This window comes from Pseudonocardia sp. ZF1 (assembly GCF_056835605.1).
The window spans coordinates 848,984-864,765 of the sequence record NZ_JAJNBY010000001.1 but is presented as its reverse complement, the minus strand read 5'-3'; the positions used below and the strand labels follow the sequence as shown (position 1 = coordinate 864,765).

General features: G+C 68.5%; 17 protein-coding genes. 7 read left to right on the top strand and 10 right to left on the bottom strand.

Features of this window, described 5'->3' with window-relative positions:
* Positions 1 to 79: 79 nt before the first annotated feature.
* The 7 genes from ZF1_RS04375 to ZF1_RS04345 form a co-directional block, all read right to left on the bottom strand.
* A complete protein-coding gene (locus ZF1_RS04375; RefSeq protein WP_482636551.1) occupies positions 80 to 769 on the bottom strand; it encodes a hypothetical protein in 690 nt (229 codons plus the stop codon).
* The gene (locus ZF1_RS04370) at positions 733 to 948 is read right to left on the bottom strand and encodes a hypothetical protein (RefSeq protein ID WP_482636550.1); all 216 of its coding nucleotides are present in this window, start codon (positions 946 to 948) and stop codon (positions 733 to 735) included. The genes ZF1_RS04375 and ZF1_RS04370 overlap by 37 nt, the downstream gene beginning before the upstream one ends.
* Positions 948 to 2,282 (bottom strand): FtsK/SpoIIIE domain-containing protein, encoded by a 1,335-nt coding sequence (locus ZF1_RS04365; RefSeq protein WP_482636549.1) that lies wholly within the window; start codon positions 2,280 to 2,282, stop codon positions 948 to 950. The genes ZF1_RS04370 and ZF1_RS04365 overlap by 1 nt, the downstream gene beginning before the upstream one ends.
* 193 nt (positions 2,283 to 2,475) lie before the next feature.
* A complete protein-coding gene (locus ZF1_RS04360; RefSeq protein WP_405419233.1) occupies positions 2,476 to 2,664 on the bottom strand; it encodes a hypothetical protein in 189 nt (62 codons plus the stop codon).
* Entirely contained in the window at positions 2,664 to 3,002 is a 339-nt protein-coding gene (locus ZF1_RS04355) for a hypothetical protein (protein ID WP_482636548.1), read from the bottom strand. The genes ZF1_RS04360 and ZF1_RS04355 overlap by 1 nt, the downstream gene beginning before the upstream one ends.
* Before the next feature lie 5 nt (positions 3,003 to 3,007).
* Positions 3,008 to 3,196 carry a hypothetical protein gene (locus tag ZF1_RS04350; protein WP_083474648.1) on the bottom strand — a complete coding sequence of 63 codons (189 nt, stop codon included), beginning with the start codon at positions 3,194 to 3,196 and terminating at the stop codon, positions 3,008 to 3,010.
* A gap of 321 nt (positions 3,197 to 3,517) precedes the next feature.
* Complete coding sequence (locus ZF1_RS04345) at positions 3,518 to 3,919, bottom strand: hypothetical protein (RefSeq protein ID WP_482636547.1); 402 nt, start codon at positions 3,917 to 3,919, stop codon at positions 3,518 to 3,520.
* 129 nt (positions 3,920 to 4,048) lie between these two features.
* Here ZF1_RS04345 and ZF1_RS04340 point away from each other — a divergent pair, with 129 nt between their 5' ends.
* From ZF1_RS04340 to ZF1_RS04325, 4 genes are all read left to right on the top strand, one after another.
* On the top strand, positions 4,049 to 4,918 hold the full coding sequence (locus ZF1_RS04340; protein ID WP_208824984.1) for a winged helix-turn-helix domain-containing protein: 870 nt from the start codon (positions 4,049 to 4,051) through the stop codon (positions 4,916 to 4,918).
* Positions 4,915 to 5,607, top strand: a complete 693-nt coding sequence (locus ZF1_RS04335; RefSeq protein WP_482636546.1) for an HAD family hydrolase — start codon at positions 4,915 to 4,917, stop codon at positions 5,605 to 5,607. Before ZF1_RS04340 ends, ZF1_RS04335 begins: the two co-directional genes overlap by 4 nt.
* A complete protein-coding gene (locus ZF1_RS04330) occupies positions 5,499 to 6,425 on the top strand; it encodes a phosphotransferase (RefSeq protein WP_482636545.1) in 927 nt (308 codons plus the stop codon). The genes ZF1_RS04335 and ZF1_RS04330 overlap by 109 nt, the downstream gene beginning before the upstream one ends.
* A 927-nt stretch (positions 6,426 to 7,352) precedes the next feature.
* Positions 7,353 to 9,605: a TrlF family AAA-like ATPase gene (locus tag ZF1_RS04325; RefSeq protein WP_482636544.1), complete on the top strand. Its 2,253-nt coding sequence runs from the start codon at positions 7,353 to 7,355 to the stop codon at positions 9,603 to 9,605.
* 497 nt (positions 9,606 to 10,102) lie between these two features.
* Here ZF1_RS04325 and ZF1_RS04320 read toward each other — a convergent pair whose 3' ends face one another.
* Complete coding sequence (locus ZF1_RS04320; RefSeq protein WP_405419384.1) at positions 10,103 to 10,750, bottom strand: alpha/beta hydrolase; 648 nt, start codon at positions 10,748 to 10,750, stop codon at positions 10,103 to 10,105.
* 39 nt (positions 10,751 to 10,789) lie between these two features.
* On the opposite strand from ZF1_RS04320, the gene ZF1_RS04315 reads away from it, so the two are divergent.
* Complete coding sequence (locus ZF1_RS04315) at positions 10,790 to 11,749, top strand: Dyp-type peroxidase (protein ID WP_482636543.1); 960 nt, start codon at positions 10,790 to 10,792, stop codon at positions 11,747 to 11,749.
* A gap of 62 nt (positions 11,750 to 11,811) precedes the next feature.
* Here ZF1_RS04315 and ZF1_RS04310 read toward each other — a convergent pair whose 3' ends face one another.
* Entirely contained in the window at positions 11,812 to 12,255 is a 444-nt protein-coding gene (locus tag ZF1_RS04310; protein ID WP_482636542.1) for an OsmC family peroxiredoxin, read from the bottom strand.
* A 102-nt stretch (positions 12,256 to 12,357) separates the two neighbouring features.
* Positions 12,358 to 12,879, bottom strand: a complete 522-nt coding sequence (locus ZF1_RS04305; protein ID WP_168172174.1) for a L,D-transpeptidase — start codon at positions 12,877 to 12,879, stop codon at positions 12,358 to 12,360.
* Between the two features lie 341 nt (positions 12,880 to 13,220).
* Here ZF1_RS04305 and glmU point away from each other — a divergent pair, with 341 nt between their 5' ends.
* Positions 13,221 to 14,705: a bifunctional UDP-N-acetylglucosamine diphosphorylase/glucosamine-1-phosphate N-acetyltransferase GlmU gene (gene glmU, locus ZF1_RS04300; protein ID WP_251787082.1), complete on the top strand. Its 1,485-nt coding sequence runs from the start codon at positions 13,221 to 13,223 to the stop codon at positions 14,703 to 14,705.
* A complete protein-coding gene (locus ZF1_RS04295) occupies positions 14,702 to 15,682 on the top strand; it encodes a ribose-phosphate diphosphokinase (protein ID WP_062400231.1) in 981 nt (326 codons plus the stop codon). The genes glmU and ZF1_RS04295 overlap by 4 nt, the downstream gene beginning before the upstream one ends.
* Positions 15,683 to 15,782 lie beyond the last annotated feature (100 nt).

The following is a 15,782-nucleotide window of genomic DNA, read 5'->3' as shown; positions in this document are numbered from 1 at the left end:
CATCCTCCCGGGACGATGGTTCGAGGGTGGGGCGCCAGCCCCGCCGGGAGCTGGACTCACGCGGCGGAGCCGGGCCGGATCACCGGCGGTAGAGGCGGTGTTCGTGCTCGATCTCGACCGGTCCCGGTGTGAAGCCGTGGTAGCGGGCCAGGAGCCGGGCAGCGGCCCGGTAGGACGAGGCATGGCCGACGAGCGCGCCGTGGTCGTTCTCAACCCGGTAGCGGCCGCCGTCACGCAGCACCGTCCCGCCCTGCCCGGTCGTGCCGAGGCAGACCAGCGCCTTACCGGGCTCGACGACGTCGACGTTGATCACGCCGGTGGAGCGCCGCGGTTCCTTTTGCGGTTGGGGTGCCCGGGTCGATGCCGGGATGGGCCGGAGGTGGTCCCAGCGCGACACCATGTCCCGGGTCGCCTTCGGCACGAGGACCGACCGGGCCGGGCCCTCAACGCCGTTGTGATGGACGTGGTGGGTGCCCCCGAGCCGCAGGTGTCCGGTGTCGAGGAGCTGGACCACGGTGTCCCCGTCATGCCGGGCCAGTCCGTCGGCGCAGCCCGGACGTGCGGGGTCCGCCGTCAGCACGAGTCCGGTGCGCTCGATGACGAACAGCCCCGGGTCCTGGGCCAGCGCGACGACGCGGGCGACCTCGCGCGGGTCCTGCGTCGCGGCCGGAGCGTGATCGCTGGTCTCGATGACGGCCGGGTCCCCGAACAGTGCGCTCTGCACCGTCCCGGTCATGCGGACCACCACCAGGTAGCGCGGGCCTCCCACGACCACTCCCGGGCGAGCTGACGCACGACGTACCACTCGGCGACAACCGCCCCGGTGAGGACGCCCCAGAACCAGCCGGACGCCGATCCGACGTAGAGCCAGGTCCCGGCCACGATGAGGGCGAACAGCAGGGTGAACTTGAGCCAGGTGCGCAGGACCCATGCGGTGGTGGTGCCCATCAGGCGGCCCCCCGCTCGGTGTCGAGGTCGATCACGTCCGCGTCCGGCGGCGGGGTGCAGCGAGTCACCAGCTCGGTGATGTCGTCGTCGGAGACGAACGCGGCCCGGAACCGGACCGGAAGGCGGGAGCCCTTGTCGATGACGAACCCGATGCCCGCGTGGCGGGCGTCGCCGGGGATCTCATCGGCCAGCGCCCCACGCTCGCGGGCGCCTTCGCCCAAGACCATGTCGACGTGGCTCGCGGCGGTGACGCCGAGGCAGATCCGCTGGGTGAACAGCTCCCGCACGTCCACGACGTCCTTGGACGGCTCCTGCAGGTAGCCGTGGACCGCGAACAGCGACGCCCTGCCCTGGGTCATGACTTCGGCGAGGAGGCGGAGGGCGTCGCGGACGGAGGTGCGGTCGCCGTAGGCGGTGAGCATGGCCATCTCGTCGATGACCAGCAGCTCCACCGGCGTCCCGGTCGACGGTGTGCAGGCGCGGATGTTCTGGTCACGCATGTCGTCCTGCCGGTCGCGCATCGCATCCCGGAACTCGGTCAGCAGCTCCAGGGCCTGCGGCATGGAGGTGGCGTAGCGGTGGAACAGTGGCGCGCCCTGCTCGGTCTCCACACCGCCCTTGAGATCGACCATCCAGACCCGCACGATGCCGTCGCGGATGCACGGCCCGACCCCGCGCAGCGTCGACCAGAGCACGGAGCCCTTCCCGGAGCCGGAGGCGCCGGCCACGAGGCGGTGTCCGCCGATGACGGGGGCGGTGAAGGGCTCGCCGCGCTCGTTGTCCCCGATCTCCACCGCGCCCAGGTCCACGTCGTCGACGGTGTCGGGGATGTCGGGGGCGGGGATGGTGCGGGTGAAGGGCAGCTCCCATTCGATGACGATTGCGACCACGCCTGGTCGGTGGCGGGTGATCGCGACCCGGTGGGCGACCAGGGCTTCCCAGAGGATCGAGGAGCGTTCCTGCCAGTAGGCGACGTCCTGGCCGCGGACCATGCGGACGTAGACGGTGTCGATCGACGCCGAGGACGAGCGGACCCGCAGCACCCGGGGGACGAGCTGGTCGCCGGTGTGGCGGTGCTCCTTCGTCAGTCCGGTGTCGGACATGAGCTGCGCCCAGCGACGGCCGCGGTAGACCGTCCACCGCCGCCACGTGGCCCGTAGGGCGGGTGCGGCGAAGCGGTCGAAGGTGGCCGGGTGGGCACGGCCCCAGACCGCTACGGAGCCCACCAGCGCGCCGAGGAGGATCGCCGCCAGGATCGGCCCGAGGACGAGCGCCAACCCGAGGACGACCAGGGGGACGGCGACGAACCCGGGATGCCGGGCGGTCCAGGCCAACGCCTGGAACTCCCGCCCCGGAGGCCGAGACGCCCGCCCGAGGTGGGTGCGTGCCGGGCCGTTCATGCGTGTTGCAGAGCTACTACGCTTGTTCACTGCTACCAGTCCTCACGAGAGTTGTCGGGTAGCAGGGGCGCCCGCTGTGTGTTTCCGCCAAGAATCAGTGCAGCGGGCGACCCCACCACCCAGGTGGTCATTTCTGTTCGCGTAGAGCGCCGCGGGCTGAGTCCAGGTGGACGGTCAGGTGGGCGACGTCGCGGGCGAGGTTGTCGTGGGTGTTCTTGAATCCACCGGTCCGGTACGGGATCCCGTGCAGCGACCGTTTGAGTTCGCGCATCGCGGCGTCGAGGTCTTCGACGGTGCGGTCGACAGCCTTCGACATCACTTCCTCCATTCGCGGGAGACCAGCTCGGCCTCCCACTTCTTCGCCGCTGAGGCCATGACCCGCAGGGAGGCGTGCGCGGTCTTCGCCGAGGCCCGGATCTCCTCCGGCGACGCGGTCGACCAGTGCTCACCGTTCGCGCCGCTCTTGGCCGACACGCCCTTGCCAGAGCGCTTTGACTTGGAGTCCGCCGCCTTCGCGGCGACCTTGTCCGCCTCGGCGAGCGCGTCCCCGACCAGCTGCAATGCCCGCCAGAACTCCCCGTACTTGCGCAGCGCACGCCGGTTGACCTTCGGCAGCGTCTTGACCCGGTCCCGGGCCCCGAGGGTGATCGCCACCGCTCTCAGACCCCCTTGCGGATGGCGAGCTGGGCCAGGCGCAGGCCCTCGGCAACCCCGGCCCGCCACGCCTGCTCCGTCGCGATCACCGGGTGCTCGGTACGGGCCCAGCGGCGCCGCTCGATCTCCAGCCGTCGGACGAGGCGGCCGACTCCGGTCGTCACCCGCGGGCGGGTGTTCGTGGTCGTGCTCATCGCGTCATCTCCATCTCCACCGCAGCCGTGGGGCTGCTGGTCTCGCCGTCTCCGAAGCAGCCCGGGCAGGCCCCGGAACCACCACACGCCCCGCACTCGACGCCGCAGGTCGAGTCGCCGTAGCCGTCGCACACATCGCACGCTCGGCTACCGCTGCATTCGCCACACACCACCGCAGATCACCCCTGGTCGAGGACATAGGTGTCCCCGTCTCGGAATTACTGGGAATTGCCGGAACACCATTCCGGCGAATAGAGGGGCCGCTACATCAGGCGACCGGCCCGCTTACGCTCACGGGCAGAACCGACACACAGAGGTCGGTCAGGACTGGTTCTCGTCGTCCTTGCCCCGCCGCATCGGCGCGGGAGCGGGGTGGGCGTGCTTGAGGCCCATCGCCTTGAACGCGATCCCCGACACCGTCCGCCCGTCCGGGGACTCGATCGAGTACGGGTTGATCTTCGGGTCGATCAACTGCACCCGGGCGTCCTCCCCGAACCCCTCACCCGGGTCGGCGGTCAGGGTCACCTTGATCTCCTCACCCTTCGGCGCCCGCTGCCCCGCCTGCACCTGGAGCTTCGCGAACAGCGACACCACGAACTGCGTCACCCCATCCCGATCCGTGACCGGCACCTCCGCACCGTTGGCGTCCTGACGAGTCTTGGGTGCGGGCGGCTCCACCACCGTGAGCTTGAAGCCGTCGAGCACCACCGGAAGATCCCTCATCGCTCTCTCCTTCGTTTACCTGACCAGCTTGGCTAGCCATCTCAGAATGACCGACTTGGCTAGCCATGTCAAGGACGAATGAGGAAGATGGCTAGCCGGGCTAGTCAGCTGACCCGATACCGTGGGGTCATGAGCACGCCAGCCGAGTTCCTCGCGCACCTGGACCCGGAGGATCCGCGCACCCCGTCGCAGCAGATCTCCAACCAGATCCGCGCCGCGATCAAGCTCGGCAAGCTCAAGGCCGGGGAGAAGCTGCCGTCCCAGCCCGACCTGGCCGAGCGCTACGGCGTCGCCCGCGAGACGGTCAAGGCTGCCCTGCGGCCTCTCTACGCCGAGCGGCTGCTCATCAGCCGCCAGGGGAGCGGGGTGTTCGTCCGCGCCCAGACCGAGCTACCGGTGGGGCTGCGCCCGCACATCGAGGCTGCGTTCGAGCGCCCGCACGTGCGTATCGACTTCGCCGGGTTCTCCGGCGAGACCCTGGCCAACACCCTGTCCGAGGTCCTGGACAAGGTCCGCGCCGGACGCTTGAGCCCGGAGTCCATCGCCGTGCGGATCATGCTGTCCGACCCCGGCGTCCCCCTCGCGCTCCCCTGCCGGGCCGACACCGCCGCCGACGACCCCGCCGTCCGCAAGCGCGCCGATCGCATCACTCGTCGTGCCGTGGACAGCATCACCGACGGCGTCCAGGAACTCGCCGACCTCGGGCTGGTGAAGTCCGCGACCGCCGAGGTGCGGGCGCACAGCGCCTCGCCGCTGTTCAAGCTCTACCTGATCAACGACGAGGAAGCGTTCTTCGGCTTCTACCCCGTCTTGGAGCACACCGTCACCATCGACAAGGCCCCCGTGCCGATCTTCGACCCGATGGGCAAGGACGCCACCCTGTTCCACTTCTCCACCGGCGACGACGCCGACACCAGCAACGGCCCCCAGTACGTCACCCAGGCCCGCACCTGGTTCGACTCCGTGTGGACCACCATCACCCGGGAGTACCCGCAGTGACACTCCCGACCGGAACCCGCACCCAGCTCGCCGACCTGCTCCGCGGCGCCCGGGTCCTGCTCCTGGACTTCGACGGGCCCGTCGCACACCTGTTCGCCGGCCACCCCGCCCCCGAGGTCGCCGCCGCCATACGCCAGTTCGCCACCGTCCACGGCATCGACCTCACCGAGGTCCGCACCGACGACCCGCTAGTCCTGCTCCGAGCCGCCTACCGGCACTCGCCCGAGTCCGGACGCGACGTCGAGGCCCACGTCATCGAGCACGAGACCCGCGCCGCGACCGTCGCCGAACCGACCCCCGGCGCCCACGAGCTCATCCGCACCGCCTTCTCCACCGGCCACACCGTCCTGATCGTCAGCAACAACTCCGAACGAGCCATCCGCACCTACCTGGCTCGCCACGACCTCACCGAGTACGTCGCGCAGATCATCGGCCGGCCCTTTGGGCACCCCGAGCAGATGAAGCCCGACCCCCACCTTCTCCGCACCGCCCTGGACATCACCCGAGCAGCGCCGAGCGACGCGGTGTTCGTCGGAGACTCGATCACCGACGCCCTCGCCGGGACCGCAGCCGGAGTGCCGTGCATCGGCTACGCCAAGCGGGCCGAGCGAGCCGAGGGCCTGGCCGACGCGGACGCCCTGGTCGTCGTCGACGACATGCACACCCTCGCCACCGCACTACGCCAGTGACCCCGCTGCACCCTGAGATCGCCCGCGCCGCACATGTGCGATGGCCCGGCCGCGCACCCGCCTGGATCGAAGCACTCCCCGCTGAGCTGGCAGAGGTCTGCGCAGCACTCTCGGTCGCCCCGACCGGCCGGACGTTCTCTGCCAGGTCGGCCCACGTCGTCGAGGCCACGACCAGTACTGGCACTCGAATGATCCTGCGGTCGAGCCCAGACCCTGACGCCGTCCACCAGGCCGCTGTACTGGACAAGCTCGCGTGTGCTGGTCTGGCGCCAGCGGTCCATCTCCTGCGGTACACGCCCACGAGCACGTGGATCGCCATGGACGCGGTCGAGCCTGGCGCATCGTTCGCCGAGCAGGAACCGCGACCGCGAGATCTCGCGGGGGCAGCCGCGATGCTGCGCACCCTCGCCGACGAGGACGGCGTGCCCTCGGTGCCGAACATCGTGCCGTGGCTCCGAGCGCGGCTCACCGATCCGCCGGTCGGCGACCAGCCACCGCACCGCGGTCCCGAGCCCGCTGACGTACGCGAGTCCGCCAGTCTCGTTCTTGACCAGCTCGGTCGCGGCATGGAGGTCGGGCTGTGCCACGCCGACCTCTCGCCGCCCAACGTGCTCCACGGGCGCGGACGACTGTGGTTCATCGACCCCCGAGGGATGAACGGCGAAGTCGCCTACGACGTCGCTGTCCTCGCGCTGAAGCTCAGCGACGATCACCTTGACACCGCCCGAGCCCTGGCCCGCAGCATCGCCCTATCCAGCGGAGTCAGCCCCGACCGAGCTGACGCATGGGTCACGGTCGCTGACGCCGCCACCGTCTGACCGCGGCGCCACTCCGAACGTCAAGCATCAGCCGGGACACGACGAGGGCATCAGCGCTCGCCGTGTCTAGACCTTCCATTCGGTATCAAGGGGCGCCGTCGGCGCCCGCGCGCGGGGCTGCGGCCTCCGGCCGGTCCCCGCGCTGACCCGACACGGACGGACCACTAGCAGAGTCTGGATGGACCAACGACGGCAGCGCTCAGTCTAGCCCCCGGTGCGCCGTACGGGGTAATTCACAAATTAGCCCGCCGAAATGAGCAAGGTCGCCCGAATGCTGGCTTGATCGAGTGTCTTCATATGTATATCGCCTTCTCGGTGCCCACCAAGGCGCTACACGCGAGAGCGCTACACTCAATCACTCAAGAGACTACGCAGCGGAGGAAGACATGCGACGAGACCCACGCGGGTCGTGGTGGAGAAAGTGGGACCTCCATCTACACGCTCCAGGAACTGCGCTAACAGACGGGTACTCGCCCAGTGGCCAACCTGACTGGGAGCAGTACTGCGAGATCCTTCACGACTCAGACGTCGCAGCCTTTGGAGTAACTGACTACTTCCGCCTCAGTTCCTTCTTTCAGTTTCAGCGCGAGTTTTCGACACGATTCCCCGACTCACTCAAGGTCTTCTTTCCGAACATGGAGCTTAGACTGAACGAGTCAGTAAACCGCGATGGCCAGCACGTCAATCTGCACCTAATCTTCAGGCCGGAACTCGACGAACAGATAGCCGAGCGATTCGAAAACTCTCTCGTCACCGAGCAACCGCACGCAGACGGGCGCCCGAAGCTGTGCTCAGACCTCAGCACTTCACAGGAATTCGAGTCTGCGACCGTCACTCGCGCGAGTATCCTTGAAGCAATTTCGAAGACGTTTGGCTCGAAGCGAGAGATCTGGGAGAACGTTCTCATTGTCCCTTCAGTCAAAGGCGATGGCATTCGCCCGGGGGGGGAGTGGCAAAAAAAGAAAATCCGCCCTGGTCGATGAGATTGACAGGATGTCTCACGCCTTCTTTGGGAGCTCGTCGAGCACTAAGCATTTCCTTGATCCGAATCGGCTAGAAGATGCTAATCAAGAGGTCGCACCTAAACCCGTTTACGGCGGCTGCGATGCCCACGACTTTGCAGCACTTCGAAAGCGGCTTGGGCGTCAATTTAGCGAACCCGGAGAATCTGCAGAGACAACTTGGATCAAGGCAGATCTCACCTTCGAAGGATTACAACAGACTCTCATCGAACCTGAAAGCCGAGTGGCAATACAAGCACTGCAGCCCGACTTCAAAGAGGCGTACAAGTGCATAGCTCAAGTCAATTTTGAAGACGCGCAGAACTTCCCATCAAAAGTTGTTTTCAATCCAAACCTGACCTCTATCATTGGTAGTCGTTCATCGGGAAAATCCGCCCTACTCGCGCATATAGCGTACGCAGTGGACCCGCAACACACCCTCGCCCAGCAGGTCGCCGCGACCGGAACGAGAGAGCAAGATCTAGGCCCTGCCGCAGGACACAAGTGGACAGACGCCCTGTCAGTAGGCTGCACGGTGGAGTGGGCTAATCCCAGCGCAAGCCGAGGGAAGATTGTCTACATCCCCCAGAACTCGCTTTTCGCGATCAGCGGAAGACCCGATCTCATAACCGATAAAATCGAACCCGTTCTGCTCCGCACCTACCCTGACCTCGTCACCGCCATCCGTTCCTTTAGAAGCGAAGTCGCGGATGACAACGAGGAGATCAAAAAGGCAGTCGATAAGTGGTTCGATCTTCGACGTAGGCGTACGCAGCTACAAATCGAAGTAGACGAGTTCGGCGACCAGGCTGCAATTCAGTCAACTGTTGACGGCCTGAGTAGAGAAATTGCCGAGACGAAAGATCGATCCTCCCTCGACGATGCGGAGTTGGAAGCGTACCAATCGGTTGTCCGAAGGCTTGAGGAGCATGGCAGTAGAATCGATGAGCTAAACACAGAAGCTGCGGCCCTGAGCACTCTCGTAGAGGTCACCGGTGACGAATTCGCTCCAAATCTTAGCCGCTTTAATGTAGTTATTACTACTCGGCCCGAAAGCTCGGAGCTACCCGCGACGCTCGGCGATAAAATCGCTGAAGCTACAGGCAGAGCGCAGGACGCTCTTCTCGCTCAGATGACGAAAGAGGTCATCGACTACCGAGCTGGGATCGAGCTGGCAAGAATACAGGAAGAAGCCGACCAGAAATTGCTTCGGGAGTCCAATTCCGAGCTACTGGAGAAGGGTAGAGCGGAGACAATCCTCCAAGATCTGGTTCAGAAGAAGCAGACGCAGGAGCGACTGTTAGGGCGGCTTCAGGCTCTACTCGCACGCAGAGATGAGATTGACGAACAAGCCGACCAAACTTCCGCCACCGTAGCGGTGAGGGTTGAATCCAGGTCTAAGAAATTTGCGACCTTTAGATCAATGTTTGGAAGTACTGATCGAGAGCTCGACGATCTAGTGTTCGAAGTCGAAGCCAATTTCTCCGACGAGCAGATCGAGCATCTGTCTGCAGGCTACCGGAAGAACCAACTGAGTCCATTTCTAGACCGCGACACTGGATGCATCGACATAGCCGCGGTGCGCGCCGAACCGGCCGCATACTTGGACCGCATGGAAACGCGCCGGCAAGGCATCAACAGGGGGTCAGAACCTGACGCGCTAGCAGTCTCAGCATTGACAGCGACCGAAGAAGTTCGGTTCGCCGCGACCCTGGAAGGCGACCGAATAGGAGGGTTCAGTCGCTCGTCGATGACCCCCGGAAAGCAAGCGCTGTTTGCTCTGACCCTAATTCTCAATGAGGCAGAGGACGGTTGGCCTTTGCTTATCGACCAACCGGAAGACGACCTAGACAGTCGGTCCATCTACGATGTAATCGTCCCCTATCTTATGAAACGCAAGAAAGAGCGGCAGATCATCATGGTGACACACGACGCAAACCTAGTAGTGGGTGCCGACTCTGAAGAGGTCCTTGTCGCCAATAGGCATGGCGACGACAGTCCAAATCGAGATGGCCGAACGTTCGCGTACCTTTCAGGCCCCCTCGAACACAGCGACGAAAGCAACTCGCGATTCACGCTTGGAAGACACGGCATCAGGCAGCATGCCTGCAAGATTCTTGACGGAGGGATTCCCGCTTTTCAGAAGCGTCAGGATAAGTACAACTTGAGACGAGGGTAGAAGCTTGAGAGATACAGTCCCTTGCCCTCGCCGGGCGGGCTGATCTCTGGGATGGAGAACGTGCCATCCCGCCGACCTCCCTCCGGGCTACCACACGGACAACCGTGGGCGGAGCTTGACGACGTCGGCCGGCGGTTGCGTCGAGGGCCGCCCACGGCCGCCCGCGCGGTCGGCTTGCAGCAGGTCGACGGGATGGCACTGGCAAGCGGGGCAGGCGCAGCCTGACATCACCAACCGACATCAGTCAGAGAGCCCTGGGCCGGTCCGCCACGGACGGTCCTGGACGGACCCCATCCCCTGACCTGCCGCGACGCGCATCAGCGTCGAGCACGGCCAGGATTTTGGTTCCGATGGTCCAGGTTCGAATCCTGGCGGCGGAGCAGGCTGCTGACTTGGGAACGGCCCGGCAGGCTCTCCCCGTCCGGGCCGCACACCGCTCCCCCCCGACATCCGGTTCCGACGTCGACCCCCGCGGCCGGCGGACCGCCCGGCCCGGGTCACGGGGTGGCGAGGAACCCGGCGACGGCGGCGGCCAGCCGGTCCAGGAACGCCCGGTGGTCGAGCCCGGCCGCCGGGCGCTCCCCCGGCGGCAGCTCGGTCATGGCGACGTCGAAGTGCCCGACGCCCTCGTGCACGGTGACCGTCACCGGACCGGGCGCGGCGCGCAGCAGCTCCGTCGACGACGGCGGCGTCACCACGTCCGCCGCTCCGACGTGCACCGCGACCGGCACCGTCACGGCCGCGAGCGCGCCGGGCGCGGCGAACCAGCCCACCGGCGGCGCGATCGCGACGAGCCGCGACACCCGGGGCTCGGCGGGCACCGCGAGCTCCGCGCCGTCGCGGGTGCACGGGCGGGCACCGGCGAGGCAGAGCGCCGCCCACCCGCCGATCGAGTGCCCCACCGCGACGACGGGCAGGGCGTCGCGGTCCGGGTGCACGGCGAGCGCGTCGTGCAACAGCGCGACCCGCGCCCGCAGCTGCCCGGGCGTCACGGTCGCGGGGGCGAACCGCTCCGCGGGCGGGGCGAGGACGTCCCACCCGGCGGCACGCAGCGCACCGGTCAGCGTGGCGTAGCGGCCGGGGTCGCCGCCCGCGCCGGGGCCGAACAGGACGATGCCGCGGTGCCGGGAGGGCGGGGTCGTCACGGCCCCACCGTAGCCACGGGGTCGCTACGCTCCGGCGGTGTGACCCAGGCGACCGAACGCGCAGTCCCACCACCGGAGCCCCAGGACGTCACCGCCCCGCTCACCGCCGCGGCTGCCTTCCTCGTCCTGCGGGTGGGCGACGGGCCGGACTCCGACGCCAGGGTCCGGTCGACACTCGCCGCGACCTCCGACCTCGTCAGGAACGTCCGCATCGGCGCCGACGGGGCGGCGTTCCACTGCACCGTCGGGATCGGGCACCGGGTGTGGGAACGGGTCGTCGGCGGGCCGCCGCCGCGCGAGCTCGCACCGTTCCGCGAGATCACCGGCGCGAGCCACACCGCCGTCGCCACCGAGGGGGACCTGCTCTACCACCTGCGGGCGGACACCACGGACCTGATCGTGCGGTTCGAGATGATGCTGCTGGAGGCCTTCGGCGACACCGTCACCACCGTCGACGAGACCGCCGGCTTCCGCTACCGGCACGGCCGGGACCTGCTCGACTTCGCCGACGGGACGGCCAACCCGGACGGGGCGGGCCTCCCGGCCGCGACCCTGGTCGGCGAGGAGGACCCGGCACACGCCCGCGGCAGCTACGTCGTCGTGCAGAGGTACCTGCACGACATGACCGCCTGGCGCGGGCAGAGCGTGGCCACCCAGGAGGAGATCGTCGGGCGGACCAAGTTCGACGGGGTGGAGCTGCCGGACGCCGAGGAGGGCCAGAAGTCGCACAAGACGCTGTGCACGATCACCGACGACGACGGCGTCGAGCACGACATCCTGCGGGACAACATGCCGTTCGCCGCGCCGGGACGGGGCGAGTACGGCACCTACTTCATCGGCTACAGCCGGCACCTGTGGGTGGTCGAGACGATGCTGCGGCGGATGTTCGTCGGCGACCCGCCGCCGTTGCACGACCGCATCCTCGACTACTCGACCCCGACGACGGGCTGCACGTTCTTCGTGCCGTCGCGGACGGTGCTGGACGGGCTCGACGGCTGACCCCGGGACACGACGACGCCCCCGACCGGGATCCGGTCGAGGGCGTCGCGACGTGCCGGGTCTCAGCTCTCCAGCGCGGCGTCCAGCGTGATCTCGACGCCGGTCAGCGCCTTCGACACGGGGCAGCCAGCCTTGGCGGCCTCCGCGGCCTTGGCGAAGCCGTCGGCGTCGAGTCCGGTGACCTCACCGCGGACCTTCAGCGTGATGCCGGTCAGCTTGAAGCCGCCGTTGTCCTTGTCCGGGCCGAGCGAGACGTCGGCCGAGACGTCGAGGGACTCGGGGGTCCCACCCGCCTCGGCGATGTTCGCCGAGAGCTGCATCGCGTAGCAGGCGGAGTGCGCCGCGGCGATGAGCTCCTCCGGGCTGGTGGTGCCACCGGCCTCGTCCGCGGCGCGCTTGGGGAAGCTGACCTCGTAGGTACCGACCTTGGAGCTGGACAGCTCGACCTGGCCGGATCCCTGCTCCAGAGAGCCGTTCCATGCGGTGCGGGCGCTGCGCGTGGGCATCGTTACCTCCGTGTCGTGGGGACCGATTTTGCACAACCGATCACTCGGCAGTCTTCTCCGCCCCAGCCGTTCCCGCCACCCCGGACCGCGAAACGCCTCCGGTCACTGCGGGATGTTGGTGACCTCGACCCGGTCGCCGACCTGCAGCGAGTTGAACCAGCGCTCGGCGTTCGCGCGGGACAGCCGGACGCAGCCCGCGGACTCGGTCTCGGTGTTGCCCTCGTGGAAGGCGATGCCGCCGGGGGCGAAGAAGACCGCGAACGGCATCGGTGCGTTGTTGAACTCCGCGCTGCGGTGGTCCTTGTTCTTCCACTGGACCTGGAAGACGCCGGCCGGGGTGCGCTGGCCCTTCTTCCCGAACGACGCCGGGACCGGCCCGGCCTCGATCCTCCCGTCGCGGATCAGCCACGCCGTGCTGTTCGCGAGGTCCACGCAGGCGCGCGCGGCCGCCGAGCAGGGCGTCCCCTCGGCGCGACCCGGGCCGCCCCGGTCGGACTCCGTCGGCGCCGCGGACGCGGTCCCGATCATCCCGGCGGTCAGCCCGGCCAGCACCAGGGCCACCACCGTGGCCAGGACCGTCATCACCCGGGGCCGCCGACGGCGTCCCTCGACCTCGCGCGTCATCGCACTCCGCTCATCATCGCGGACGGTGACCGGCCGGTCACCGTCGTCTGAACGGTGGAACGAGACCGGCACCCGACCGGTTACCACCCGAAGGGTTGATCTTGGGTTTACGACGGCGTCACCGCGGGCGCGACGGGCCCGCCGGGTCACCCGGGGCCGTCCCCGTACGATGCCGTACCGGCACGGCGCGCCCCGCGTCCTCCGCCCGGCACGGGCGGCGAGTCCGGCAGGAGGAACCGAACATGCCCGAACCCGACCGGGCCGGCACCGGTGACCGACCGGCACCCGGATCCGCGACGGTCGCAGCCGGCATCGTCCTCGCGGCGGGCGCGGGTTCGCGGATGCGGTCGTCGACGCCGAAGGTGCTCCACGAGCTGGGCGGGCGCAGCATGCTCGGCCACGCGGTGCACGCACTGGCCGGTACCGCCCCCGAGCACCTCGTGGTCGTCGTCGGACACGAGCGCGAGCGGGTGGAGCAGGCCGTCGACGGCATCTCCGCCGCCCTCGGACGCACCGTCACCACCGCCGTCCAGGAGCAGCGCCTCGGCACCGGCGACGCGGTCCGCAGCGGCCTCACCCCGCTCCCCGCGGACCTGACCGGCACCGTCCTGGTCACCTACGGCGACGTCCCGCTGCTCGACACCGCGACCCTGTCCGCGCTGGTCACCGAGCACGCCGACCACGGCGCCGCGGTCACCCTGCTGACCTGCGAGGTCGCCGACCCCACCGGCTACGGCCGGATCGTGCGCACCGCCGACGGAGCCGTCACCGGGATCGTCGAGCAGACCGACGCGACACCGGAGCAGCGTGCCATCGCGGAGGTCAACTCCGGCGTCTACGCCTTCGACGCCGCGTTCCTGCGCGCGGGCATCGCGGGCCTGGCCGCGCACAACGCCCAGCAGGAGCTCTACCTCACCGACCTGGTCGCCGCCGCCGTCGCCGCGGACCGCACGGTGCACGCCGTCCGCTGCGACGACGAGTGGCGCGTGCGCGGTGTGAACGACCGCGTCCAGCTCGCCGAGCTCGGCGCGGAGCTGAACCGCCGCGTGCTGCGGGAGTGGATGCTGGCCGGGGTCACCGTGGTCGACCCCGCCACCACCCGGGTCGACGTCGGCGTGCGGCTCGCGCGCGACGTCGTCCTGCACCCGGGCACCCAGCTGCACGGCGCGTGCGAGGTCGACGAGGCCGCGGTGATCGGGCCCGACACCACGCTGACCGACACCGTCGTCGGGGCCGGCGCGAGCGTCGTCCGCACCCACGGGTCGGAGTCCCGGATCGGGCCCGGCGCCTCGGTCGGGCCGTTCGCCTACCTGCGCCCGGGCGCCGTACTCGGCGAGCGCGGCAAGATCGGCACGTTCGTCGAGGTCAAGAACTCCGACATCGGCGCGGGCACCAAGGTCCCGCACCTGACCTACGTCGGGGACGCGACGATCGGCGAGATGAGCAACATCGGCGCCTCGTCGGTGTTCGTCAACTACGACGGCGTCCGCAAGCAGCGGACCGTCGTCGGATCCCACGTGAGGACCGGGTCGGACACCATGTTCATCGCCCCGGTCACGGTCGGGGACGGCGCCTACACCGGCGCCGGGACCGTGCTCCGCGACGACGTCCCGCCGGGGGCGCTCGCGGTGTCGGGTGGAGCACAGCGCACCATCGAGGGGTGGGTGCCGCGCAAGCGGCCCGGCACCCCCGCCGCCGAGGCGGCACAGCGGGCGGGCAGCGACCCGTCCACGAACGGCACGACCAGCAACGACGGCGCAGGTCACACCACCTCCGCCGGTACGACGGACCCGAGAGACCTCAGCCGAGGAGGCACCGCACGGTGAGCGCGATCGCAGGCACTCCCAAGAAGAACATGATGCTGTTCTCGGGGAGGGCGCACCCGGAGCTCGCCGAGCACGTGGCGAAGGAGCTCGACGTCACGGTCACCCCGCAGTCCGCCTACTCCTTCGCGAACGGTGAGATCTTCTGCCGCTTCGAGGAGTCGGTCCGCGGGAGCGACGCGTTCGTGATCCAGGCGCACTCCGCCCCGATCAACGACGCGATCATGGAGCAGCTGATCATGGTCGACGCGCTCAAGCGCGGGTCGGCCAAGCGGATCACCGCGGTCATGCCGTTCTGGGGCTACGCCCGTCAGGACAAGAAGCACCGCGGCCGCGAGCCCATCTCGGCCCGCCTGGTCGCGGACATGTTCAAGACCGCCGGTGCCGACCGGATCCTGACCGTGGACCTGCACACGTCGCAGATCCAGGGCTTCTTCGACGGCCCCGTCGACCACCTGTTCGCGCTGCCGGTGCTCGCCCAGCACATCAAGAGCACCCGGCCGACCGACAACTTCGCGGTCGTCTCCCCCGACTCCGGCCGGGTGCGCCTGGCCGAGCGCTGGGCCGAGACCCTCGGCGGGACCCCGCTGGCGTTCATCCACAAGACGCGCGACCCGCGCAAGCCGAACGAGGCCGTCGCGAACCGGGTCGTCGGTGAGATCGAGGGCCGCTGCTGCGTCGTCATCGACGACATGATCGACACCGGTGGCACCGTCGCGAAGGCGGTCGAGGTGCTCCTCAAGGAGGGCGCCTCGGACGTGATCGTGGCCGCCACCCACGGCGTGCTGTCCGGCCCGGCCACCGAGCGCCTCGCGAACTGCGGCGCGTCGGAGGTCATCTTCACCGACTCGCTGCCGATCCCGGCCGAGAAGCGGTTCGACAGCATGACCGTGCTGCCGATCGCCCCGCTGCTGGCCGAGGCGATCCACCAGGTGTTCGAGGACGGCTCGGTCACGAGCCTGTTCGACGGCAACGCCTGACTGGCGTTTCTGGTCCGACTGGACTACCTGCCGGGACGCGCGTGACACGCGGTCTGACCTGCCGGAACACTCATCACGGCTTGTCACTCGCGGTCACGCG

What these genes read in the sequence shown, in the direction of transcription:
- ZF1_RS04370 (WP_482636550.1), bottom strand. Translation starts at nt 948, where the DNA reads ATGGGCACCACCACCGCATGGGTCCTGCGCACCTGGCTCAAGTTCACC.
- ZF1_RS04345 (WP_482636547.1), bottom strand. Translation starts at nt 3,919, where the DNA reads ATGAGGGATCTTCCGGTGGTGCTCGACGGCTTCAAGCTCACGGTGGTG.
- ZF1_RS04310 (WP_482636542.1), bottom strand. Translation starts at nt 12,255, where the DNA reads ATGCCCACGCGCAGCGCCCGCACCGCATGGAACGGCTCTCTGGAGCAG.
- ZF1_RS04305 (WP_168172174.1), bottom strand. Translation starts at nt 12,879, where the DNA reads ATGACGCGCGAGGTCGAGGGACGCCGTCGGCGGCCCCGGGTGATGACG.
- glmU (WP_251787082.1), top strand. Translation starts at nt 13,221, where the DNA reads ATGCGGTCGTCGACGCCGAAGGTGCTCCACGAGCTGGGCGGGCGCAGC.
- ZF1_RS04340 (WP_208824984.1), top strand. Translation starts at nt 4,049, where the DNA reads ATGAGCACGCCAGCCGAGTTCCTCGCGCACCTGGACCCGGAGGATCCG.
- ZF1_RS04325 (WP_482636544.1), top strand. Translation starts at nt 7,353, where the DNA reads ATGGCATTCGCCCGGGGGGGGAGTGGCAAAAAAAGAAAATCCGCCCTG.
- ZF1_RS04350 (WP_083474648.1), bottom strand. Translation starts at nt 3,196, where the DNA reads ATGAGCACGACCACGAACACCCGCCCGCGGGTGACGACCGGAGTCGGC.
- ZF1_RS04360 (WP_405419233.1), bottom strand. Translation starts at nt 2,664, where the DNA reads ATGTCGAAGGCTGTCGACCGCACCGTCGAAGACCTCGACGCCGCGATG.